Here is a 22,817-nt window from a genome sequence, read left to right as displayed (position 1 = left end):
GCGTTGCAGCGGTCGCGCGATCGGCGTCAGGCGGGGCCGATGCGGAGCATGCGCGTGAGGGTGGGTTGCCACATCACGCCGGGCGCGTCGCCGCGGGAGGCGATGGTGCCGGTGAGCTCCATCGGTTCGTCCAGCGGGGCGTGGCCGAGGAAGCTGCGGGCCACCTCGCGGCCGGTCTCCACATCGGTCGAGGTCACGTCGACGGGCCCGAACTTCTGCGCCAGACCCTGATCGAGCGCCGAGGCGAGCCCCGGGTCGGTCGCGGAGCCGGGCGCGGACAACACTCGGGGCGGGCCGTAGGCCAGCGCGTGGATCTGCCCGTCGCCGGTGGTGAGCTTCGGCAGCGACGCCGTCCGGGACAGCGAGGTCCACGCGCGCGAGCACGCGTCGTCTCCGGCGCCGACGCCGACGCCGTCCGGTCCCCCGGCCCCGTCGGATCGCACGTCGATTCGGGTCATCCCGCCCGTGTACGGCGCCGACGGGGGCACCGCGGGACCGTCGACGGCGAACGGCGGGTACTCGAACCCGTACGTGTTGACCAGCACCAGCGCGTTCCCGGAAGCGATGATCGAGTTCTCGGTGGCCGCGGGCCCGTCGATGAGGACCCCGTCGGCGGCGGAGTCGGGCCGCAGGGTCGTGGCGAACGCCGGCATCCGGCACACCTGCGACCCGTCGTCGCGGCGCAGGACGATCACCTCGGGGTGCTCGGCGTCGTCGGTGATCGCCACGAGCGAGTCACCGGGCCCGAAGTAGGTGGGCGTGGTCCCCGACCCGTGCGCGAGCAGGCCCGGTTTCCGCGCCTGCCCCACCTCGTAGCCGCGCCGCCAGCGCACGCTCGGCGTCCCGTCCTCGGAGCTGTCGATCTCGTAGAGGGCGCGGGTGGTGATCACCGACGCGCCGCCGGGCCGGACCGTCAGCCCGTTGGTGATCTTCTCCCCTGCCGGCAGGGCGAGACTGCGGAGCTCGTCGTCGTCGCCCCCGGGCCGCACGGTCCCCACCACCCCGCCGGAGGTGGCGAACCACACCCGCCCGTCGAAGGCGGGCATGAGGCCGGTGACCGCATCGCCGGCCGGGACGGCCGGGGAGAGATCGGCCAGGACGTCGACCGTCATGCGCCACGGGCCGGCGTCGGTGCGTTCGTGCCCGACGGCCAACAGCCTGCGGTTGCCGTCCGCGACGACCACCCGGTCGCGGTCGTCGAGGTACCCGTAGACCCCGCCGAGCAGCGCTCCCTTGGCCAACTGCACCTCCGCCAGCACTGCCGCGGTGTCGGGGTGGAACAACTTGACCGTCGGCGCGAGCGGGGTGGGCGGGGTGAGTCCGACGTACGAGGTGCACAGCGCGACCGGGAGGCCGTCCGTGCCCACGAAGACGGTCGAGCAGGTGGCTCCGGTGAGCGCTGACGCCACCGCCGGGGTCGTGCCGGGACCGCGGCCGGGCAGGGTGTCGGTCGAGGCCGCATCGCCGTGGACGGTGGCCGTGCCCGCGGGGCCGAGCCCGGGCGGGGCGGCCGCCTGCGGCGCGGCGACGGCGGGCGCCGACGGTGCTTGCGCGGTGGCAGAGGCGGGCAGCAGGACCGCGCCGGTGCCGAGCCCAACGATCAACGCCGCAGCCGTGACCGCCCCGGCGGCCGAGACCCTCCGGGCAACCCGGACCGTCCCCGCCGGGGGCTTCCGTCTCATCGAGCGCATGGGGTTGATTCCATCACCGCCGGCACCGCGATGTCCCCGGATCCGGTCGTGAGACGATTCCAGCGTGGCGCCGAGGAACGGGCATGCACCGGGGTGGTCGAGCAGATGAGCCGGCCCCCCGACCCATCGCGCATACCGGCCCCGTCGCGCACACCGGCCCGCAGCGCAGCCGGCGACTCCCGCCGCGAGCCCGGCGAGCCCCGCCGCTCGCCCGGCGAGCCCCGCCGCGCACCGGGCGTCGGCCAGATCCTCGGCGAACTGCTGCTCACCGTGGGTGCGGTCCTGCTGCTGTACGTGTTCTACGAGGCGTTCTGGACGAACCTCGCCTCCGGGCGACTGCAGGCCGAGGCCGCCGCCGGGCTCGAGGAGAAGTGGGGCGACGGCCCCGTCCCCGACGCGAGTGGCCCCGACGCGGCCGGTCGGCCCGCCGGCGATCCGGTCCCGCCGCCCGTGCCGACGCTCGGCGACCCCTTCGCCCGGATCCACCTGCCGACGCTCGGCCCAGACGCGGTCTACGCGGTGGTGGAGGGGACGCGCGCCGAGGACCTGCGCACCGGGCCGGGCCACTACCCCGGGACCCAGCTGCCCGGCGAACCGGGCAACGCCGCGCTCGCGGGCCACCGCAACGGCTCCGGCGCCGTCTTCGAGCACCTCGACCGGCTGGACTCGTGCGACGCGATCGTCATCGAGACCGAGACGCAGTGGCAGACCTACCGGCTCCTGCCGGTGCAGCCCGGGGGCGCGGATCGGCTCGCGGCCGCCCGCGAGTGCCTCACCCCGCTGCAGGCCGACCGCGTCGCCGTCGGCGACTACGCCCACGTCGCGGGCCGGCACATCACGACCCCCGACGCGGTCGAGGTGATCGCCCCGGTGCCCGGTGCGGCAGGCGCAGCGGGCGAGGCCAGCGCGGCGGGCGAGGCAGGCGCAGAGGGCGAGGCGGGCGCAGCGGGCGCAGCGGGCGCAGCGGGCGCAGCGGGCGCGGCGGGCGCGGACGACGCGACCGAGGCCCCCGAGCGCCTGCTCACCCTGACCACCTGCCACCCGATGTACTCCAACGCCGAGCGGCTCATCGTGCACGCCGCCCTCGTGGAGACCACCGCGAAGACCGACGGCCGCCCGGCCGCCCTGGAGGAGTGAGCCGATGTACGCCTACCTGTGGCGATCCCTGCCCGGCCCGCGGCCGGTCAGGGTCGCGCTCGTCCTCATCCTGCTGGCGGCCGTGTTCCTGCTGCTCATGGAGGTCGTGTTCCCGTGGGTGGCGCAGCAGCTGCCGCACACCGACGTCACCGTATAGACAGAACCGCCGCGCAGTCGCCGTGACCGTGGCGGCGACGTCACCGCGGCGGGACCACTAGATGTGGACGGTCACGTCCGCATCCGCGCGCAGCTTCTGCGACAGCTCCTCCATCGCGCCGGCCTCCTTCTCGGCCCGCACCTGCTCCTCGACCTGGCCGCGCACCTGCTCCAGCGGCGGCAGCCCGCCACCGCCGGCCGCACCACCGCCGGACATCGCCTGCTGCTGCGCGACCTGCTCGTAGGCGGCCTGCACCTCGGCGTCGGTCGCCTCGAACACCCCGTACTCGTCGGTGATCAGCTTCTGGACGCGCAACTGCTTGTCGATCTGGTCCAGCACGGCCGCGCGGTCCAGGCCCTGCCCGCCCATCGCCTCGACGAACTCGTCGGTGCTGACCTGGTTGCGCTCGGCGAACACGGCCAACTCGGCCTGGATCTCCTCATCGGAAACCTCGATCCCCCGAGTGCCGGCCTCCTGCGTGAGCAGTTCGGTGCCGATCAACCCGTCGGTGGTCAGCTCCTTGAGCTGGGCCTCGTCGACGGGCTGGCCGGACATCTGGGCCTGCATGCTCATCTGCTGGTACTGGTTCTCGAACACCGACAGGAACTCGTCGCGTGAGATCTCGGTGCCGTTCACCTCGGCCACCGGGTCGGGGATGTCGGAGGTGTCGGGCCCGTCCGCGGACTGCTCGCTCTCCTGCCCGGGCTCAGCTGCCTGTTCGGACTGCTCGGCTGCTGCCTGCGTCTGGGCGGCGCCGCCCTCGTCGTCGTCGCCCCCGGCGCCGCACCCCGCGACCACCAGTACGAGTCCTGCGGCGGCGACCGCCGACCTCCATGTTCGTGAGCGCACTCGATCTCCTGACGTTGACGTGTGCGTGAAGCCGCGACGCTACACATCCGAGTTGAGCGGGAGCTGTGCACGAGACGCCAGCGGGTGCGGGCAGCGCGCCGTCACGCGCCGCCCGCACCCACGTCGGCGTCGGGGGCCGGCGTCGGGGGTCAGAATCGGAGGATCGCGCCCTCCGCCACGTCCTTCGGCAGGGAGTCCACCACGACCACCGATCCGGACGTGGCCAGGACCTGACCGACCGCGGTGTCCAGATCGTCGGGGCCGTGCTCGGCGGTGCAGCGGCGGCGGGTGAGCAGCAGTGTCTCGACGCGTCCCTCGCGGGCGGCGTGCAGGATGTCCGACCCGCCACCGGCCAGTGCGCGACCGGCGCCGATCGCGTCACCGAAGCGTTCCGCGACCGCGTCGGACTGCCGTTGCATCGCCGGCCGGACCACCGCCCACGCGCGCTCGTGCAATTCGGCGGGCGACAGGGCGTCCGGGTTGCCGGCGGCCACCTCGTCCACCAGGTGTTCGTAGTTCAGGTACCCGCGGAACTGCGGGAGGTGCTCGGTCACCGCCGCCAGGACGACGGGCCGCCGATCGTTGGGGCGCAGCGCCTCCTGCAGCCCCTTCGCGATCTGCCGCAGGAACTTCTCCCGCTGCACGTCCCCGACCTCGGCGCCCGTGCCGTGACTGTGCACCATCCCCCCGCCGGCCCTGTTCGCCCCGGGGCCGGCGCCGGCGGCCCCGCTGAACCGCTGCTGCTGGTGCGAGGGCGGCTGAATGTCGCCGGCCATGTCATCGATCGAGGACGGGATCGAGCCCAGTTCGAGCTCGCGGATCGTCGAGGCGGTGCCCTCGAGGAGTCGGACCTTGTTCTGACTGCCCGCGAGGACCAGGAACTCGCCGTCGCCGACCGCGGCCGGCACGATCGGCCGGACGGCGAACCGGTCGCTCACGTGGACCGCTTCGGTGACCTGCGTGGCCAGGCGGTACGCGCGCCAGAACCCCTTCGACGCGAACAGCGCGAGACCGTCGGACAGGCGCTGCCAGTACGCGTCGTCCTCCAGCAGGGCGACCAGCGGGCCGAGGATCTCGTCGGACTCCTCCTGGGCCACGCCGTGCGCCTTGAGCCGGGTCTCGGCGTCCTTGATGAGCGACTTGGCGCGGATGGGGTTCTCGCGGACCTCTGCCCCGGCCCGGGCCGTGGGCAGGAAGATCGACACGGCCCGGCCGCTGGCGGTGCCCAGCTCGGCGAGGTCGGTCAAGGGGATCGGATCGACTTCTGCGGTGCGGGTGACATCAGCCATGACCCGACGCTACTGATCGCGGCGGCGCTCGGGTAGGTCGTGACAGGGTTGTTGCGCGGCCGTGACCTTCGGGCCCGGGACGTCCACCGTGGCTACCATCGCGGAAGTGACAGACGAGCCCGTGACGACCCCGACGCCCCGGCCGGTGAGCACCGCCCGGGTCCTCACCACGCTGATGGTCCCGATGTTCATGGCGTTGCTCGCCCTGTCGGTGATCAACGTGGCGCTGCCGGTGATCGGCACCGCCCTGGACTCGGATTCGCGCGGCCTGCAGTGGGTGGTGTCCGGGTACGCGCTGGCGTTCGGGCTGCTGCTCGTGCCGTCGGGTCGGCTGGGCGACGCGACCGGGCGCAAGCGCCTGTTCCTGGCGGGCGTGGCGGTGTTCGTGGGCGGTGCGGTGGTCGCCGGGTTCGCCCAGTCGATCGAGATGCTCAACCTGGCGCGCCTCATCCAGGGCGTGGGGTCGGGGATGCTCAACCCGCAGACGTTCGGCCTCATCCAGAAGTACTTCCGGGGTGGGGCGCGGGCGCGCGCGTTCGCCACGCTGGCCACGACGGTCTCCATCGCCACCGCGTCCGGGCCGCTGGTCGGCGGGTTGCTCATCGAGGTCCTCGGCGATGACCTCGGGTGGCGCGCGATGTTCCTGGTCAACGTGCCGCTCGGCGCGTTGGCGCTGGTGCTGGGCTGGCGCTGGTTGCCCGACGACCGCCGCCTCCCGCCGGGCGAGGCGGGGCCCGACGTCGGTGGGTCCGCCGCGCGTGCCGGCGACATGGCGCGCCTGTCCGCGGAGCGCGGCGGCGACGCCGGGGCTGGGGACGAGCGTGGGGACGACGACGACCACGACGACGACGAGGCCAGGCGCGCCGCCCAGGTCGCAGCCGCGACGAACGCACCTCTGCCGAAGCCCCGGCACCGGGGCCGGCGGAAGCGACTGGACCTCGACCCGGTCGGCATCGTCCTGCTCGGCGTGGCCGTGCTGTCTCTGATGCTGCCCTTCCTGACCCGTGGCGGGAACCTCGCCTACTGGGCCCTGGTGCCGGTCGGGCTGGGCCTCATGGCCGCGTTCGTGTGGTGGGAGCGGCGGTACGAGCGGATCGGGCGGCCGCCCCTGGTCAATCCCGACATCTTCCGTGACCCGGCGTTCCGCAACGGCATGATCATCGTGTCGATCTACTTCGTGGGCGGCACCAGCCTGTGGATCGTCATGCCGATGTACCTGCAGTTCCACCTGGGCTACGCGCCCATCGACTCGGCGTTCATCAGCCTGCCCGCCTCGGTCCTCGCCGCCATCTCGGCGCAGGTCGCGGGACGGTTCGTGCTCCGACTCGGGCGGCGGATGGTCATCGGCGGTTTCTGCCTGACCATCACCGCGCTGCTGACGTTCATCCTGCTCGCGGGCGTCGTGGAGTCCGGGGCGGTGAGCTACCTGATCTTCATGGTCCCCGCCGCGATGATGGGCACCGCGCAGGGCATGACCATCTCCCCCAACCAGACGCTCACCCTGCGCGCGGTGGACCCCGAGTACGGCGGGGTCGCCGGCAGCATCATCTCGCTGGGCCAGCGCATGGGCACCGCGGTGGGCACGGCGATGGTGCCGGGCGTGTTGTTCTGGATCGTCGAGACCCAGGACGACTGGCTGCTCGCGTTCCGGGTGGCGCTCGGGCTGATCGCCGCGCTGGCCGCGGGCGCGTTGGCGTTCAGCATCGTCGACCGCCGCCGCGAGGTGCGCTGCGGTTCCTAGAGGGCTGCCGCGAGCTCCACTCCCTGCTTGATCGCGCGCTTGGCGTCGAGCTCGGCGGCCACGTCCGCGCCGCCGATCACGTGGACCCGTCCGTTCACCCCGCCGCCCAGCTGATCGGCCACCCCCACCAGGTCGCGCACCGATTCCTGGCCCGCGCACACCACGACCGAGTCCACGCGCACCACCTGCGGACGGCCGTCGGCGTCGAGGATGTGCAGCCCGTCGTCGTCGACCTTCACGTAGGTCACCCCGGTGTGCTTCCGCACGCCGCCGGCCTCGAGCTCGGCGCGGTGCACCCAGCCGGTGGTCTTGCCCAGGCCCCGGCCGATGCGGGAGGTCTTGCGCTGGAGCAGGTGCACCTCGTGGGCCGGCTCGGCGTGCACGGCAGTGCCCAGTCCCGCGCGCTCGAGCGCCGGATCGGTCACGCCCCAGTGGCGCCGCCACGCCTCCACATCCGTGGCGTGGCCGCTCGGTTCGCGGCCGTCGACGGCGATCCCGGGCCCGCCCGCCAGCAGGAACTGCGAGACGTCCACGCCGATGCCGCCGGCGCCGATCACCGCGACCCGGCGGCCGGGGGTACGCGCGCCGGTGAGCAGCTCGGGATAGGTCATGACCATGGGGTGATCGGCGCCGGGGATCGTGATCTCGCGCGGCCGCACCCCGGTGGCGATCACCACGTGGTCGAAGCCCGCGAGATCGTCCGGGTGGGCGCGGCGGCCGAGGTGCACCGGCACGCCGAGGACGTCCAGGCGCCGGCTGAAATAGGCGATCGACGCCGCGAACTCCTCCTTGCCCGGCACGCGCATCGCGTAGCGGAACTGCCCGCCGAGCTCGTCCTCCGCCTCGAAGACCTCCACCGCGAGCCCGCGGGACGCGGCGGCCTCGGCGCACGCCAGCCCCGCGGGTCCCGCGCCGACCACCGCCACCCGCCGCCGGGTGGGGGCCACGGTGAGCAGGAGCTCGGTTTCGCGGCCGGCGCGCGGATTGACCAGGCAGGAGGCACGTTTGTTGGCGAAGGTGTGGTCGAGGCAGGCCTGGTTGCAGGCGATGCAGATGTTGATCTCGTCGGCCCGCCCCTCGGCGACCTTGGCGGCGAACGCCGGGTCCGCCAGCAGCGGCCGCGCCATGGACACCAGGTCCGCCTGACCGCCGGCGATGATCTGCTCCGCGATGTCCGGGGTGTTGATGCGGTTGGACGCGATCACCGGGACACCGACGGTCTGCTTGAGCCGGGCCGTGAGGTCGACGAACGCGGCCCGCGGCACGGAGGTGACGATGGTGGGGATTCGGGCCTCGTGCCAGCCGATGCCGGTGTTGAACACGTCGACACCCGCGGCCTCGAGGCGCTGCGCGAGTTCGGCGGTCTCCTCCCACGTCTGGCCGCCGTCGACCAGGTCGAGCAGGCTGATCCGGTACTGCAGCAGGAAGTCGCGGCCCACCTCGGCGCGGATGCGGCGCACGATCTCCTCGGGGAACCGCATCCGCCTGCTCGCGGTGCCGCCCCACGAGTCGGTGCGGTCGTTGGTCCGGGCGGCGAGGAACTGGTTGATGAGGTAGCCCTCGGAGCCCATGATCTCGATGCCGTCGTACCCCGCGCGCCGGGCCAGGCGGGCGGCGCGGACCCAGTCGTCGATCGTCCGCTCGACACCCCGGGCGCTCAAGGCGCGCGCTCGGAACATGCTGATCGGCGACTTGGTCGACGCGGCCGAGCGGACGAACGGCTGGTAACCGTAGCGGCCGGCGTGGAGGACCTGCAGGAGGATGTGGGCGCCCTCGGCATGGACGGCGTCGGTGAGGCCGCGGTGCTTGTCGGCCATCCGGCGCGAGGCCATCATCGACCCGGCCGGCAGCAGCCACCCCTCCACGTTGGGCGAGTACCCGCCGGTGACCATGAGGGCGGCACCGCCGCGCGCCCTCTCGGCGAAGTAGGCGGTGAGCTCGGGCAGGTGCTTCGAGCGGTCCTCCAACCCGGTGTGCATGGACCCCATGACCACGCGGTTGCGCAGGGTGAGATGCCCGACGGCGAGGGGACTGAGGAGGTGAGAGTGACTGTGGCCCATGGGGGCTGATTCTGCCCGGTATCCGGTCGCCCGACCCCGCCGTAGAGGAATTTTCGCTCACCGGGGCGTCCGGACCGGCGTGGCGATGCGGGCCGATCAGGGGCACGCCCGAACATCGATCCGGAGGCGTCGCACGCCTTGCTGGACGAACGTCTGTGTGACGAGTCAGCAACTTGGGCGCCTGACCTGCAGTTTTGAGGGTGCACAAAATTGTGTCGCGGGGGTCGATAATGCGGCGATCTCGAAGAACTGACCTTATCCTCAGATTCGTGGCTTCCCTCGGTCACATGTCCTCCCCCGACGTTCCCCCAACCCCTCAGGAAGCCCAGTCGCTCCAGTTCACCGTGGGCGCGCCCGCCCCCTGTGAGCAGGCGACCCCGGCGGAGACCGAGCAGGTGATCGCGGACATTCACGAGTACACCAACCGCGAGCGCGTCTCCCGCGGCCTCAACCCCGTCACGCGCCTCGCCAGCCTGGACCGGATCGCCCAGGACTGGAGCGAGCAGATGGCCAGCGTGGACAAGATGACCCACAACCCGCAGATCGAGACGCTGATGGAGATCACCTACGACGGATCTCCGCTGAGTGACGGGGACTGGAAGAGTTACGGCGAGAACGTGCTGCAGAACTGGTGCGGCGCCTCCGGCGAGGCGCTCGTCCAGCAGTGGATGAACTCGTTGCCGCACCGCCTCAACCTGCTCAACCCGTTGCACACCCACCTCGGTGTGGGCGTGGAGGTCGCCGACAGCCGGAAGCTGTACTCCACCCAGAACTTCGTCCGACTGACCTGACCCCCGCGGCCCACCTCGGCCGCCCCGACTTCCTCGACGCCCCCGCCCCGGTCCACGCCGGCAGCGGGGGCGCCGTCGTCTCGGCGCCCACTCGCGCGCGGGCATACGAATGGGAATCGCATCGGTGTAACGCATGTGACTAGAGTGACGACAGAGGCAGCAGTGAACTAGTTCGGGCGGCACCGTCCGATCCGGAACACGCTCCACACGCAGGCCGCGGCGCGAGCTGCGGCCCGAGGAAAGGACCATCGCGTGCGTCATCCCCTTCGTTCCGCCGTCGCCACCGGCGCGGCCGCCCTCCTGCTCGCCTCCGGCACGGGCACGGCCGCCGCGCAGGGCTCACTGGAGCTCGCGTTGCCGTTCTTCGCCACCATCCCCGGCTTGGCCTCCCTCGCCCCGGACGCTCCCGGGGCACCCTCCGCCCCGGTGGCCGACCCGGCCGCCGCGGCCGCGGACGATCTGCTGCCCGAGGAGATCAGGCTGATGGCGTTCGAGGGCAGCGTGGTGGCCGCCGTCAATGAGGCCCGCCTCGTGGTGGGCGCCGACCGGCTCATCACCGACCCCCGACTCGAAGCGTCAGCCCGCGAGCGGGCCGCCCAGCTCGCCGCGGGTGACCCCACGACCGGCGAGGTGACCGTCCCCGCCGATGCACGGGTCGACGCCGACACCGACACCCCTGACGCCGCTGCCCCCGGCGCGGACTCGGACGTGGACCCGGCGGGCGACCGCACCGTTCTCGCGCTGCCCGCCGGCGCGACCCCGCAGAAGGCACTCTCGGCCCTGCTCTCCGACACCGGCATGCGCGATCGGATGCTGGACGGCCGGTTCGTCCGAGTGGGCGTGGGCGTGGCCACCGCCGAGGACGGCACAGTGCACGTGGTGCAGGACTTCGCCCGCGACTGACTGCCGGACGATCGTCCAGCGGGGGTGGGGTGGATAACGCCCCTCCCCTGCTCACGGTGGTTACGGGGTGATGACGGCTGGCTTAGGGCTGGAGCCGGTTCCTACCGTTGCGCTCGGCGACCCGACGTCGGGTCCCCAGCACCCGAAAGGTACCGACACTCGTGACCCGAGCCCTCCAGCACCTGCGTCGTGGCCTGATCCTGGCCGCCGCGGCTTCCGCCACCCTCGCCCTGAACGCGGCCCCGCAGGCCTCGGCCCAGGCGCCGCAGATCCAGCTGCCCCAGATCCACCTCCCGGGCCTGACGATCGGTTTCGCCAACCCCGCCCCCGCCGGCACCGCGCCGACGATCGACCCCGCCTCCGCCGAGTACCGGGCCCAGCTCGAGGGCGCCACCAACGCCGCCCGCACCGCACACGGCCTCGCCCCTCTCGCCGTCAACGGCGGCCTCACCGCGGTGGCCACCAACTGGAGCGGCACGCAGGCCGCGCAGAACCGCATGTTCCACAACCCGGACGTGGGCGCGCAGATCCCCGCCGGGTGGGGCCACTACGGCGAGAACGTGCTGCAGAACTACGCGCACGCCACCCCGCAGCAGCTCGTGGACCAGTGGATGGCCTCCCCCGGCCACCGCGTGAACCTGCTCAACCCGGGCCACACCTCGATGGGCGTCGGCGCCGCGGTGGCCGCGGACGGCAAGCTCTACGCCACCCAGGTCTTCGCCCGGTACTGACGCGCCCACGCCCCGCCCCGGGCGGTCAGCGTCATCGACAAGAGCGTTCGGCCCACGTCTACTCGCCAGACGTGGGCCGGACGCTCTTCTCGATGGGAGTCGTCAGGCCTGGACACCCGCGAGCATCGCGTCGAGCCCCTGCCGGAAGCGCGGATCGAACTCGACCGTCGGCGTCGCGGGGTCGGCGACCGTGAGATTGTGGTGGGTCTGTTCCTCCAGGCTCAGGCCCACCACGTAGCCCGTCAGGGCCGTGGTCAACCCCGGCGCGCGGCCCTCGAGTCCGTGGCGGGAGCACGCCGCCTCGACCACCTCGGCGACCGGATTCACCGCACCCGCCGCCAGACCCAGCGCCACGATCTCGGCGCCGTCCGGAACGCCCGTGACGGCCGCGCGCAGCGCCTGACCCACCGCCCGTAGTTCGTCGGCGGCCGAGTTCCCCTCCCCGACGGGACCCATCGTCGCCAGGATGCGCTCCGCGACGACCGTGAGCAGCGCCTGCTTGGACGGAACGTGCCAGTACAGCGCGCTCGGTTGGACCCCCAGCCGGGTCGCCAACGTGCGCATCGACATGCCGGGGAGCCCCGACTCGCGGAGCAGTTCCAGGGCGGTGTCGACGACCGCCGTCTTTGTCAGGGCCACGGGCGCCGATCCTACCGGCCGCCACAACCCTCTCCTGAACGCTGTACAAGTCGACGACCGTGCGCTAGCTTGAACGGCGTTCAATGAACGCCGTTCAGGAGGAACCATGGCCATCACGACCCCCCGCTGGCACGAGCTCGCGGATCACGTACTCGACGGCGGAGTCGTCACCGCGGCGGACGCCCTCGCCGTGCTCCGGTCCCCGGACTCCGAGCTCATGGAGGTGGTCGCGGCCGCGTCCCGGCTGCGGTACGAGCACTTCGGCAACAAGGTCAAGGTCAACTACCTGGTCAACCTCAAGAGCGGCCTGTGCCCGGAGGACTGCTTCTACTGCTCCCAGCGGCTCAACTCCACCGCCGGCATCCTGCGCTACACCTGGCTCGACACCGACGAGGCCGTCACCGCGGCCAAGGCGGGCATCGCGGCCGGCGCCTCCCGCGTGTGCCTGGTCGCCAGCGGCACCGGCCCCAGCAACCGCGAGGTCGGCAAGGTCTCCGACATCATCGAGGCCATCAAGTCCGACACCCCGGGCGTCGAGGTGTGCGCCTGCCTGGGCGCCCTGAAGGACGGCCAGGCGGAGAAGCTGTGCTCCAGCGGCGCCGACGCCTACAACCACAACCTCAACACGGCCGAGAGCCATTACGAGGACATCTGCACCACCCACACCTACGCCGACCGCGAGCACACCGTCGCCCAGGCCCACGGCGCCGGACTCTCGGCGTGCTCGGGGTTCATCGCCGGCATGGGAGAGACGCACGACCAGCTCGTCGAGCTCGCCTTCGACCTGCGCGCCAAGGACGTCGACTCGATCCCGGTCAACTTCCTGCTGCCCTTCGACGGCACCCCGCTCGAGGGCGTGGACACCCTCAACCCGCGGGACTGCCTGCGCATCCTCGCGATGGTCCGCTTCGTCGCCCCCGACACCGAGATCCGGATGGCCGCCGGCCGCGAACGCCACCTCGGCTACCTCCAGGGCATGGGCCTCTACGTGGCCAACTCACTCTTCCTGGGCGACTACCTCACCAGCGAGGGCCAGCCCGGCGGCGAGGACCTGCAGATGATCGCCGACGCCGGCCTCGAGGTCCTCCAGATGGACCACCCGGCCGGGGACACCGGGGACGGGACCGTGGAGGCCGCCACCGCGAACGCGCCCGCGAATACCGCCGGGCCGGCCACGCCCGCCGTCGCCACCGGGCGGGACCAGAAGGTGGCCATCCGCACCCGCGGGGCCGGCACCAGCGAGCCCGCGAACGCCTGACATGTCCGCCTCGGTCCACTCTCCCGGTGCCCGGGACCTCGTCGTCGTCGACACTCCCTCCTCCCCCTCCACCCCGGACGACGCCGCGGCGATGCTGGCCGCCGACGCCGAACAGGCCGCCACCACCGCGCTGCTCGCCGCCGACGCCGAGCACGTCTGGCACCCCTACGGCGGGTTCCCGGGGAGCACAGAGCCGCTGCCGGTCGTCTCCGCCTCGGGGGTCCGGCTGCGGCTGGCGGACGGGCGCGAGCTCATCGACGGCATGAGCTCGTGGTGGGCGGCCATCCACGGCTACCGGCACCCGCACCTCGACGCCGCCGCGCACCGGCAGGTCGACACGATGAGCCACGTGATGTTCGGCGGGCTCACGCACGCACCGGCCGTCGAACTGGCGACCCGACTCGCCCGCATGGCGCCGGGCGAGCTGACCAAGGTGTTCCTCGCGGACTCGGGCTCTGTATCCGTAGAGGTGGCCGCGAAGATGGCGATCCAGTACCAGCGCTCGCTCGACCGGACCGAACGCACCCGGCTGGCGACGTGGCGCGGCGGCTACCACGGCGACACGCTGGCGCCCATGAGCGTGTGCGATCCCGACGGCGGCATGCACGCGATGTGGCGCGGCGTGGTGACCGAGCAGGTCTTCGCGCCCGCGCCGCCCGCCGACCACTGCGCTGACTACGTCGCCGAGTTCGAGCGGGTGATCCGTTCCAGCGCCGACGAACTGGCGGGGATCATCGTCGAGCCGGTGGTCCAGGGCGCGGGCGGCATGCGCTTCCACCACCCCGGGTACCTGCGGGACCTGCGGCGGCTGGCCGACGAGACGGGCGCCCTGCTCATCTTTGACGAGATCGCCACCGGCTTCGGCCGCACCGGCGAGCTGTGGGCCGCCGACCACGCGGGCGTCGCACCGGACGTGATGTGCGTGGGCAAGGCCCTGACCGGCGGGTATCTCACCCTTGCCGCGACGCTGACGACCGACCACGTGGCCGAGGTGATCAGCGCCGGCGAGGCGGGCGGCCTGGCGCACGGGCCGACGTTCATGGGCAATCCCCTGGCGTGCGCGGTGGCGTGCGCCTCCCTGGACCTGGTGGACGCGGGTGACTGGCGGCGCGATGTGCCGCGCATCGAGGCGCGCCTTCGCCACGGGCTGGCGCCCGCGCTCGACGTGCCCGGTGTGGTGGACGTGCGGGTGCTCGGGGCGATCGGGGTGATCCAGCTGGCCGAGCCGGTGGAGATGACGACGACGACAACGGCGATCACCTCGCACGGCGTGTGGCTACGCCCCTTCCGCGATCTCATCTACACGATGCCTCCGTATTCCTCTACAGACGACGAGATCGACAGGATCTGTGCGGCGGCGGTGGCCGGGGCTGCAGCGGCAGGGGCGGGCCGATGACCATGCAGACATCCCCCGCCCTGGACTGGCTCGACGACGCCGCCGCCGACCGGGCCGCCCGGCATGTGCGGCGGGTGCTGTCCCCACGCGTGGCCGATGACGGCGTGATCGACCTCGCCTCCAACGACTACCTCGGACTGGGTCGGCACCCCGAGGTCGTGGACGCCGCCGTGGCAGCGACGCGCCGCTGGGGCGCGGGCGCGACGGGATCGAGGCTGGTCACCGGCACGACGGAGGAGCATCTGGCGCTCGAGGACGAGCTCGCCGAGTTCACTGGCAAGCCCGCCGCGCTGGTGTTCTCCTCCGGGTACACCGCCAACCTCGGCGCCGTGGTGGCGCTGTCCGGGCGGGGATCGCTCATCGTCTCCGACGGTGGCTCGCACGCCTCGCTCGTGGACGCGTGCCGGCTCGCGAGGGCCCGCGTCGTCGTCGTCGACCGGGGGGACGTCGGCGCGGTGGCCCGGGCCCTGGCCGAGCGCACCGAGGAGCGCGCGCTGGTCGTCACCGACTCGGTGTACAGCGCCGACGGTGAGCTGGCTCCCCTGCTCGCATTGCACGGCGCCTCCCGCGCGCACGGCGCGGTCCTGCTGGTCGACGAGGCCCACGGCCTCGGCGTGCGCGGCGACCGCGGGCGGGGGCTCGTGGACGAACTGGGGTTGAGCAGGCACGAGGACGTGGTCGTCACGGCGACGCTGTCGAAGGCGCTCGGGTCGCAGGGCGGGGTGGTCCTGGCGTCCGAGCGGGTGCGCGAGCACCTCATCAGCAGCGCGCGCACCTTCATCTTCGACACCGGCCTCGCCCCCGCCGCGGTGGGCGCGGCCCGCGCCGCCCTCGGCGTCCTGCGCCGCGACCCCGCGCTCGCCTCGCGCGTGGTGGAGGTGGCCGAGCACCTGGCCGCGGTCACCGGCGCCGAGCAGCCACGCTCGGCGGTGGTGTCGGTGATCCTCGGCGACCCCGCCCGCGCGGTCTCCGCCGCCGGCAGGTGCCTCGAGCTGGGCGTCCGGGTGGGGTGCTTCCGCCCGCCGTCGGTTCCCGAGGGCACTGCGCGGCTGCGCCTCACCGCCCGGGCGGACCTCTCCGACGCCGACCTCGCGCGGGCGAGCGAGGTGCTGGCGCAGGTTTTGGCCGAGCACGGGCACCGGGGCCCGGCGCCCGTGTGGCGCGACGAGGCCCGCGCATGACCGCCTCGCCCGGCACCGCATCCTCGCCCGACCCGGCGCCGGTCTTCATCACCGGCACCGGCACAGACGTGGGCAAGACCGTCGCCACCGCCGCGCTGGCCGCCCTCGGCCGGTCGGAGGGTCTGGACGCGGGGATCTGCAAGCCGATCCAGACGGGACTGGGCCCGGGCGAGCCCGGCGACGCCCACGAGGCCGCGCGCCTGTCCGGGGTCCGGCGGGTGCTGGAGGTCCGTCGGCTGCCCGATCCGCTGGCCCCCGAGACCGCCGCGCGCGTCGCCGGCCTGCCGCAGTCCACGCTGCCCGGATTGCTCGACCCGATCCGCGAGTGGCTCGGCGAGCCCCCCGGTGTGGCGTCCGCCGGGTCGCGACTCGACCTCGTCGAGGGCGCCGGCGGTGTGCTCGTGCGACTCGGCCCGGACCTCACCGTCCTCGACCTCGCCCGGTCGCTCGACGCCCCGGTGGTCGTGGTCGCCCGCGCGGGACTGGGCACGCTGTCGGACACCGAGCTCACCATCCGCGCCATCGGGGCCGCGGGTCTACGCTGCGCGGGGATCGTCATCGGCTCCTGGCCGTCCGTCCCGAGTCTCGCCGAGCGCTGCAACCTCGAGGATCTGCCCCGCCTGACCGGAGTCCCGGTGCTCGGTCGGGTCCCCGCGGGTGCCGGTCAGCTCGCCCCGGTCGAGTTCACCAGTCGCGCGCCGGGGTGGTTTCAAGCGTCAAGACTTCTTCAAAGGTGTGGCCTGCTGCGGTGAGCTCGGACAGGGGGCCCTTCCAGAGTGAGGGGCCCACCGAGATGACACCCAGCAGTGAGTGCATCTCGCAGACCGTTCAGCCAGGAATTCCACGACGAGCTGTGGGTTGAACAAGTACCGCGAGACCCACGGTGGCGGTGGCACCGAGACCGAGGTGACGCTCGATGAGCGGGCACGGCTCAAGGAGCTGGAGTACGAGTACCTCGACACCTGCAGAATCGACGCCGCCGAGACCAACCCGGTGGACACGATGAGCGCTCGGCTGGCCGTGTCGACCTCTGGGTTCTACCACTGGCTTTCGCGCCCGACCCCGGCGACAGCGGCCCGCGGACAGACGCCGACGGCCCGGCTGCGGCACTTCTTCGCCGCCACCGACGCCAGGGTGCCGGGAATGAACCGGGGCCAGGGATTGCGTCTGAGCCCAGGCACGCCTCTGATGGACGGTCCAAGCCGTTCCCCGGCACGCGACACACGCCCCGGCGCCCGTCACCACCACGGAATTTGGCGAGGTCAATGTGGCCAGCGGGCCGTCGCTACTGTCCCATGACAGGTGCCGGGAGAGACCGGGCGATGATCTCCTTCATGATCTCGGTGGTGCCGGCGTAGATCTGGCTGATCCGCAGGTCGGTCCATGCGCGCGCGATCGGATACTCCTCCATGTAGCCGTAGCCGCCGTGGAGTTGCAGGCAGGTGTCGGCGACTTGCTGAGCGCGTTCGGAGCTCCAGTACTTCGCCATCGCGGCGGTGGGGATGTCCAGTTCGCTCTTGATCACCCTGACCACCGACCCCGCCACCAGCTCGCCGACGGAGGTGAGCACCGATGACCTGATGCAACTACCCGCCTGACCACCCACGAAGGATCACCATTCAGTTACACCACTTCCAGGGGCTTGACCCAGGCAGTCGGTCGTTCGCCGAGGACCACTATCCCGATCAGCAGACCGAACACGGGGATCAGGAACATCCACACCGTCAGGGAGGACAGCCGTGAGCGTTGAGCCTCTACGAACCAGGCCAGAGTGGTCGCTGCGGTCGCCACCAGGCCGAGGAATGCCAACACGATCACGAACCGCGGGGTCCAGTTAATGGCCGGGGGCCTTCCACGGTGAGGGCGACCCCGGCCAGTACTAGCCCCCCGATCAAAAAGTGGGCAGCGCTGAGCACCACGACGTCGAGGTCTGCCAAACCGCGCACCATCAGCGTGCCCGCGGTTACTGCTGCGGCCGCGAGTAGCGAGAGTAGCGCTCCTGATCCGCCGCCTCCGGGTATCGAGACGATAAGCAGTCCGGCGAACCCTGTTCCCAGGGCCAGCCCGGTCCGTGCCGTGATTCGTTCCCCGAACAGCCACCAAGCGGGCAGCAAGATCAGCAATGGTTGGGCGTTGGCCAGTACTGCCGCGACCCCGGTGGACAGCCCGGCGACGCCAGCGAACATTGCGGCGAAGGCAAACGTGACGTTGACCAACCCGAGGGCCGTGATCTTTGCCCACGCTGTGAAAGAGGACGGAATCTGTCGTCGCTGAAAGAGGGCGACGAGAGCCAGGGCGCCACCGCCAAGTAGCGCCCGCAGGGCCGCAAACCACAGCAGCGGCGCATCGCGCAGTCCCCATTTGATACCGAGGAAGCAGGCAGCCAGGGCGGCGGTGATCCATAACATCCGAAGCGGGGACGGTTTGCCGGTTAACGCAGGGGATCCGCCTTCGGCTCGCGGGGAGGTCATCGACGCCCCCGCGGTTGACTGTCTGCCGATTTGTCGCTCGGGCTGGCCATCCGGTCCGGGGGTCTTGAGCTACAAGAACTCAATCGGCGCGGGAGGGGAGAGGTGACGCTTTCAAGGGGAAGGGTCGCGAAGAGCCCGCTGGGTTTGGCCCACGCAAGGAGCTGCGAGCGAAGCAATAGGTTGCGAGCGGATCGACGAGCCCGCTGGCGGGCAGGCCGGCGAGCGGGTGGTCCTTGCCTGCCCAGTGGGAATTCTGCCGATTTGTGCCACCCGTACCGCGACCGAGGGGCAACCTCACCAGGGTGTGGTGTAGCTCAGAGCACCTCATCGCGTCGGTGACCTCTACTTCGACAGCGGTGGCTGCACCGGCGGCGGGAGAGGACGCGATCCATGTATGCACTGCCTGGAAGGTCATCGCCTCTTCTGTTCTGTCGGACATCGGTAGCCTCCTCGCCGCGGTGGGTGGCCCGCGATTTTCTAGCTCGCATCCAATGTGACTGTATGCGGTGTTACGGCCGGAGTTGGGCAGAGCCTCCCTCAAAGTATGAATGTGAAGAATGCCACCGCCATAATCCCGGAGTGCTCTTTCAGAATGTTTATTGAACCTTCATCGGAGGTGACTCCAAACTTCATCTTTTTGCGAGATCATTACCAGTATTTGAATGAGGAGCAGATGTGACGGACCAGGATCCAATTACCGGCCTGCCTGAAAGCCCTATTGGGGAGACGGTGGTGTTGGCCGCTCACGGTGTGGCTAAGTCCTACCGAACCGGGTGGTGGCCACGACGGCGCACCCGACGCGTGCTGCGCGGCGCGGACATCGAGCTTCGACCTGGCGAGATCGTGGGTCTAGTGGGCGAAAATGGGTCGGGGAAATCAACTCTGATGAAAATTTTAGTGGGTGCTTTACCCCGAGATAGCGGCACCATTAGCCACACTGGGCCCATCGGATTCTGTCCGCAGGAGCCGATCCTGTACGAGAGGCTGACCTGCGACGAGCACTTCGACCTGTTCGGTCGGGCCTACCGCATGGACGACGACGAGATCGAGCGGTCCAAAGACGACATCTACACCACGTTGGGCTTTGTCGCGTGGAGGCACGCTCGCGTTGAGGCGCTGTCCGGGGGGACTCGGGCCAAGCTCAACCTCGGCTTGGCGCTGCTTCCGGACCCTGACCTGCTGCTACTGGATGAGCCCTACGCCGGGTTCGACTGGGACACCTACCAGCGGTTCTGGCAGTTGACCCGAGACCGGCGCGAGTCCGGGCGCAGTCTGTTGATCATCAGCCATTTCATCACTGACGCCGAGCGCTTCGACCGCATCTACGACCTGGTCGACGGCAGGACGATCTTACGATGACGACCCCATTCACTGTGTCGTTGACGTGGCGGTATCTGGTCGAGTATGCCCGCCGTCCAATAAATTTGGTGCTACTGGGCGTCGTGCCCCTGGTGTTTGTGACCTTGACAGCGGACACGATTGCCGAGTTCGCCCGGATCCTGGGTGGGCAAGCCAGCCTCGGACAGTTGGAGGCGGTGACCGCCGGCTGGGCCTCAGCATTTCTGGCTGGCGTGGCGGGGTTCTTCCACGTCAGCGGGTCCCGTCAGGCAGATCGACGACTGGCTGCCACGGATTCCTCCCCGACGAGGGTCGTGCTGGCCAGGCTGGCGTCGTCTCTGGCGTTGGCGGGCGTGGCGGTTGCCGGTTCACTTCTGGCGCTGGCGCTTCGTACCGACATGGTTGACGTGGGCCGCACAGTGACAGCCACCGTCATGTTTGCCCTCATATACCTGGGACTCGGCACAGCGGTGGGTGCGCTAGTGCGCTCCGAAGTCAACGGCTCTTTGGTGATCGTCTTCGTGTGGATGTTCGATGTATTCCTCGGACCGGCGATGGGTCCGTCCGACTCATGGATTACCCGCGTGTTCCCTTCACACTTTCCGACGTTGGTGATGCTCGATGCCAGCACTGGCCACGCGGGCCCGCTCAGTGACCTTGGCGCCGCAGCGGTCTGGACCCTTGGCGGGCTGGTGCTCGCGTTCGGTGTCCTCGTGTTGACTACCGGCCACCGCCGCACCAGTCGTCGTGCACCCGAGTCGACCTGGGGGCGCACACGGGTGGCGTCGCGGTTCGCCTGGCGCGAGTATCGACGCAACGTCGCACTGTGGGTTCTGCTTGTCGGTCTTCCCTTCTTTTTCATCTCTCTGTCGATCGCCATCACCCCTGATCAGCCCACCCCCGTTGCACTCACCGAGCGCGGCCAGGACACGATCGCCATTGTCTCGATGATCGATGTGCACGGAGCGATCATGGTGCCGATCACCGTGGCCTTCCTGGCCGGCCTGGCTGGCCTGTTCGTCGTGCTCGGATCACTCGAGGCCGACCGGCGACTCGTTGTGGCCGGCTACCGCACCGCAGAGGTGCTCGCGGCTCGTCTCGGGGTGATCCTCTTGGCCGCAGTGTTGGTCAGCGCAGTCTCCCTGGGCGTGACCAGCTTCAGCTTCCAACCGCGTTCGTGGGTGGCGTTCGCGCTCGCGACCCTGGCGGTTGCCCTGACCTACGCCATGCTCGGAGTGCTGATCGGACCTATAGTCGGGCGCCTGGGCGGCCTGTACTTGATGTTCATGCTGCCTTTCCTTGATGTCGGGTTGGCCCAGAACATCATGTTCGACGCCGCCCCACCCGACTGGGCGACTTGGATGCCCTCCCATGGAGCTGTTCGCGTCTTGACCGACGCAGCGTTCACCCCCAGTTTCGACGAGACCGCCGGGGCGTTACTGGCCCTTGGCTGGCTAGCTGGGATCACGCTCGCGGCAGCCATGGTGTTCCACCGGATTGCCGCACCGGGCCGCACCCCACTGAGGACAGCCAGCTAAACGTCGAAGACGACGTCGTGGTTCACCTCGTGCACGAACCCCTGGACTCTCAAGTGTGGTGGGAGGCAATTTGACAGGGGTGCGCGGCTCGATTTTCTGCCCCCCGCGACATCTCCCGTGTCAACCAGAATCCGGCGCCGAGCAGCAGTACAGCCCCGTAAATCGTGCTCCGCGCCGGAACTTCGGCGAAGACCAGATACCCCAATGTCGTGGCTACCACAGGGGAGACAATGATATCGACCAGCGAGTAAACATTGGCGTTGAGAACTTTCAAAACGATGGAGATGCCGAAATAGGCGAATCCTGTGGAAATCACGCCCAAACCCCCCACCCAAAGCATCACCGGCACGGAGATACCTAGCCCGGGATAGGAGATTGTGGCTGAGACCTTGCCGGGCCCGACGAGCAGCAGCGAGGGCGACAGCACCAGTGCCGCGGCCAGGAGCGACCAGGCTATGTCGTTACCCGTCTCGGTCTTGCCCTCATAACGCATGTAGGTGATCATCGCCGCATAGATCGCCCCGGTTGCCAACGCCACAAGATTGCCCAGGGTGTGACCGCCGCTGAGCGGGTTAGCCACGGCGATACCGGCCAACGCAATGACGAAAATCCCGATGTAGCGCTTGTGCGCCTTCTCGCCAAGAAACAGTGCAGAAAAAATGAACACGAAGAACGGGGCAATACTCCAGAATATCACCGCATTGGCGATGGGCACCAACGTCATGGCGTAGTTGAACACTCCGCCCTGGGCCGCGATCAGCGCGCCGATGATGACCGTGTCCTTTACGTTCCCGCGCGGGAACCGGGGCCATTCCCGGCTCGCCAGTGCCCGCGCAATGAACAGAAACACCGCCGCGAAGGCCATCGCGTAAAACGTCAGCGTCTGGACGGGAATCAACCCGTCGCTAAGCTTGACAAATACGCCGATAGTCGCTTCAGACACGGTGATCAAAGCCAGAAGCAGTAGCGCCTTCATGTTCTATTTTTCGGCGCGGGCCGCGTGATGTCGATCGCTTCGGCGCCAGCCTCATCAAGGTGGCCGGTCTCCACTTGCAAGGTGGTGAAGAAGAACCCGAACTTGTTTTCGAGCACAGTGGAGGCTGTTTGCAGGACGGTTTGTGGATCGGCGCCCTCGACCACTCGAAGGTGTCCGGAGAAGATATAGCGTCCGCTGGTCAGTGCTGACGCGTGAACGTGGTGCACCCCTTGGACCCCCTCGGTGTCCTCCAGTGCTGCCGTGATCTCGGGAAGGCTGAGGTCGGTCGGTGTGCCCGCCATCAGTAGATGGGCAGCGTCCCGCAAGATGCCCCAGCTCGCCCACAGCAATACCACACCGAAAGCAATGCCCAAGAGTGGGTCGATCAGCAAGAAACCGGTAAAGCGGATCACGAGTGCGGTGACGATGATCAGGAGGCTGCCCACAAAGGTCTGAAGAATGTGCCACAGTGCGCCGCGGACGTTCAGATCAGTGCGACTTTGTTTCCATGTCAGACCCAACGAGATGACTTCAGTGAGCAAACCGGCCCTTCCGGATTTAGAGTGCGTTGATCCGGTTCTGGAGCTGTCCGGAGTGGATGAGCGACCGCAATATGTAGTGCTTGAGGTTGCGGAAGCCCAGGGCGATTCCGCGGAGGTGCTCGAGGCGTC

At 70.2% G+C, this 22,817-nt stretch carries 22 protein-coding genes and 1 pseudogene; 13 read left to right on the top strand and 10 right to left on the bottom strand.

Annotated elements, in window-relative coordinates:
- Positions 1-26: 26 nt before the first annotated feature.
- Positions 27-1,682, bottom strand: coding sequence for a hypothetical protein (locus J1M64_RS06825; RefSeq protein WP_241261250.1), 1,656 nt, complete (start codon positions 1,680-1,682; stop codon positions 27-29).
- Positions 1,683-1,739: 57 nt separating this feature from the next.
- Here J1M64_RS06825 and J1M64_RS06820 point away from each other — a divergent pair, with 57 nt between their 5' ends.
- A complete protein-coding gene (locus J1M64_RS06820) occupies positions 1,740-2,828 on the top strand; it encodes a class E sortase (protein ID WP_307872387.1) in 1,089 nt (362 codons plus the stop codon).
- A gap of 4 nt (positions 2,829-2,832) precedes the next feature.
- Positions 2,833-2,985, top strand: a complete 153-nt coding sequence (locus tag J1M64_RS06815; protein WP_007628348.1) for a hypothetical protein — start codon at positions 2,833-2,835, stop codon at positions 2,983-2,985.
- 57 nt (positions 2,986-3,042) lie between these two features.
- On the opposite strand, the gene J1M64_RS06810 is transcribed toward J1M64_RS06815, so the two are convergent.
- Both J1M64_RS06810 and J1M64_RS06805 read right to left on the bottom strand, forming a co-directional pair.
- Positions 3,043-3,834, bottom strand: a complete 792-nt coding sequence (locus J1M64_RS06810; protein WP_271799211.1) for a SurA N-terminal domain-containing protein — start codon at positions 3,832-3,834, stop codon at positions 3,043-3,045.
- 149 nt (positions 3,835-3,983) lie between these two features.
- Positions 3,984-5,123 (bottom strand): hypothetical protein, encoded by a 1,140-nt coding sequence (locus J1M64_RS06805; protein ID WP_206473680.1) that lies wholly within the window; start codon positions 5,121-5,123, stop codon positions 3,984-3,986.
- A gap of 106 nt (positions 5,124-5,229) precedes the next feature.
- Between J1M64_RS06805 and J1M64_RS06800 the strand changes: the two genes are divergently transcribed.
- The gene (locus tag J1M64_RS06800) at positions 5,230-6,864 is read left to right on the top strand and encodes an MFS transporter (RefSeq protein ID WP_307872386.1); all 1,635 of its coding nucleotides are present in this window, start codon (positions 5,230-5,232) and stop codon (positions 6,862-6,864) included.
- Here the strand turns inward: J1M64_RS06800 and J1M64_RS06795 are convergent.
- Positions 6,861-8,924 (bottom strand): NADPH-dependent 2,4-dienoyl-CoA reductase, encoded by a 2,064-nt coding sequence (locus J1M64_RS06795; RefSeq protein ID WP_206473676.1) that lies wholly within the window; start codon positions 8,922-8,924, stop codon positions 6,861-6,863. The two genes, J1M64_RS06800 and J1M64_RS06795, sit on opposite strands and share 4 nt — an antisense overlap.
- Before the next feature lie 269 nt (positions 8,925-9,193).
- Here J1M64_RS06795 and J1M64_RS06790 point away from each other — a divergent pair, with 269 nt between their 5' ends.
- The 3 genes from J1M64_RS06790 to J1M64_RS20175 all read left to right on the top strand — a co-directional run bounded on the left by J1M64_RS06790 (position 9,194) and on the right by J1M64_RS20175 (position 11,349).
- On the top strand, positions 9,194-9,715 hold the full coding sequence (locus J1M64_RS06790; RefSeq protein WP_307872385.1) for a CAP domain-containing protein: 522 nt from the start codon (positions 9,194-9,196) through the stop codon (positions 9,713-9,715).
- 252 nt (positions 9,716-9,967) lie between these two features.
- On the top strand, positions 9,968-10,618 hold the full coding sequence (locus J1M64_RS06785; RefSeq protein WP_007628335.1) for a CAP domain-containing protein: 651 nt from the start codon (positions 9,968-9,970) through the stop codon (positions 10,616-10,618).
- 161 nt (positions 10,619-10,779) lie between these two features.
- Positions 10,780-11,349, top strand: a complete 570-nt coding sequence (locus J1M64_RS20175) for a CAP domain-containing protein (protein ID WP_007628333.1) — start codon at positions 10,780-10,782, stop codon at positions 11,347-11,349.
- Between the two features lie 102 nt (positions 11,350-11,451).
- Here the strand turns inward: J1M64_RS20175 and J1M64_RS06775 are convergent, their stop codons facing one another.
- The gene (locus tag J1M64_RS06775) at positions 11,452-11,988 is read right to left on the bottom strand and encodes a TetR family transcriptional regulator (RefSeq protein ID WP_067716199.1); all 537 of its coding nucleotides are present in this window, start codon (positions 11,986-11,988) and stop codon (positions 11,452-11,454) included.
- Positions 11,989-12,094: 106 nt separating this feature from the next.
- Here J1M64_RS06775 and bioB point away from each other — a divergent pair, with 106 nt between their 5' ends.
- From bioB to J1M64_RS06750, 5 genes are all read left to right on the top strand, one after another.
- On the top strand, positions 12,095-13,246 hold the full coding sequence (bioB, locus tag J1M64_RS06770) for a biotin synthase BioB (protein ID WP_206473673.1): 1,152 nt from the start codon (positions 12,095-12,097) through the stop codon (positions 13,244-13,246).
- A gap of 1 nt (position 13,247) precedes the next feature.
- The gene (locus tag J1M64_RS06765; protein ID WP_374220843.1) at positions 13,248-14,642 is read left to right on the top strand and encodes an adenosylmethionine--8-amino-7-oxononanoate transaminase; all 1,395 of its coding nucleotides are present in this window, start codon (positions 13,248-13,250) and stop codon (positions 14,640-14,642) included.
- On the top strand, positions 14,639-15,823 hold the full coding sequence (locus tag J1M64_RS06760) for an 8-amino-7-oxononanoate synthase (RefSeq protein WP_206473671.1): 1,185 nt from the start codon (positions 14,639-14,641) through the stop codon (positions 15,821-15,823). The genes J1M64_RS06765 and J1M64_RS06760 overlap by 4 nt, the downstream gene beginning before the upstream one ends.
- Positions 15,820-16,575, top strand: a complete 756-nt coding sequence (gene bioD, locus J1M64_RS06755; protein WP_206473668.1) for a dethiobiotin synthase — start codon at positions 15,820-15,822, stop codon at positions 16,573-16,575. The genes J1M64_RS06760 and bioD overlap by 4 nt, the downstream gene beginning before the upstream one ends.
- 106 nt (positions 16,576-16,681) lie before the next feature.
- Positions 16,682-17,122, top strand: coding sequence for a hypothetical protein (locus J1M64_RS06750; protein WP_063972189.1), 441 nt, complete (start codon positions 16,682-16,684; stop codon positions 17,120-17,122).
- On the opposite strand, the pseudogene J1M64_RS06745 reads toward J1M64_RS06750, so the two are convergent.
- From J1M64_RS06745 to J1M64_RS06740, 3 genes and pseudogenes are all read right to left on the bottom strand, one after another.
- Positions 17,109-17,345 (bottom strand): annotated as a pseudogene (locus tag J1M64_RS06745) (acyl-CoA dehydrogenase family protein); the annotation flags it as partial. The gene J1M64_RS06750 and the pseudogene J1M64_RS06745 sit on opposite strands and share 14 nt — an antisense overlap.
- A 101-nt stretch (positions 17,346-17,446) precedes the next feature.
- Positions 17,447-17,641, bottom strand: a complete 195-nt coding sequence (locus tag J1M64_RS19785) for an EamA family transporter (protein WP_067717472.1) — start codon at positions 17,639-17,641, stop codon at positions 17,447-17,449.
- Complete coding sequence (locus J1M64_RS06740; RefSeq protein ID WP_241261249.1) at positions 17,638-18,231, bottom strand: DMT family transporter; 594 nt, start codon at positions 18,229-18,231, stop codon at positions 17,638-17,640. The genes J1M64_RS19785 and J1M64_RS06740 overlap by 4 nt, the downstream gene beginning before the upstream one ends.
- A gap of 738 nt (positions 18,232-18,969) precedes the next feature.
- Here J1M64_RS06740 and J1M64_RS06735 point away from each other — a divergent pair.
- Together J1M64_RS06735 and J1M64_RS06730 are read left to right on the top strand one after the other, a co-directional pair.
- Entirely contained in the window at positions 18,970-19,653 is a 684-nt protein-coding gene (locus J1M64_RS06735; protein ID WP_096907171.1) for an ATP-binding cassette domain-containing protein, read from the top strand.
- Entirely contained in the window at positions 19,650-21,170 is a 1,521-nt protein-coding gene (locus J1M64_RS06730; RefSeq protein ID WP_067717482.1) for an ABC transporter permease, read from the top strand. Before J1M64_RS06735 ends, J1M64_RS06730 begins: the two co-directional genes overlap by 4 nt.
- Positions 21,171-21,219: 49 nt before the next feature.
- On the opposite strand, the gene J1M64_RS06725 is transcribed toward J1M64_RS06730, so the two are convergent.
- Positions 21,220-22,146 (bottom strand): DMT family transporter, encoded by a 927-nt coding sequence (locus J1M64_RS06725; RefSeq protein ID WP_067717485.1) that lies wholly within the window; start codon positions 22,144-22,146, stop codon positions 21,220-21,222.
- Positions 22,143-22,688, bottom strand: a complete 546-nt coding sequence (locus tag J1M64_RS06720) for a cation diffusion facilitator family transporter (RefSeq protein WP_206473666.1) — start codon at positions 22,686-22,688, stop codon at positions 22,143-22,145. Before J1M64_RS06720 ends, J1M64_RS06725 begins: the two co-directional genes overlap by 4 nt.
- Between the last annotated feature and the right edge of the window lie 129 nt (positions 22,689-22,817).

Source organism: Dietzia sp. KRD202 (genome assembly GCF_017168155.1).
Classification (GTDB): Bacteria; Actinomycetota; Actinomycetes; order Mycobacteriales; family Mycobacteriaceae; genus Dietzia; species Dietzia kunjamensis.
Note: the sequence above shows the minus strand (reverse complement) of the source record. Positions and strands in the feature narration are given on the sequence as shown.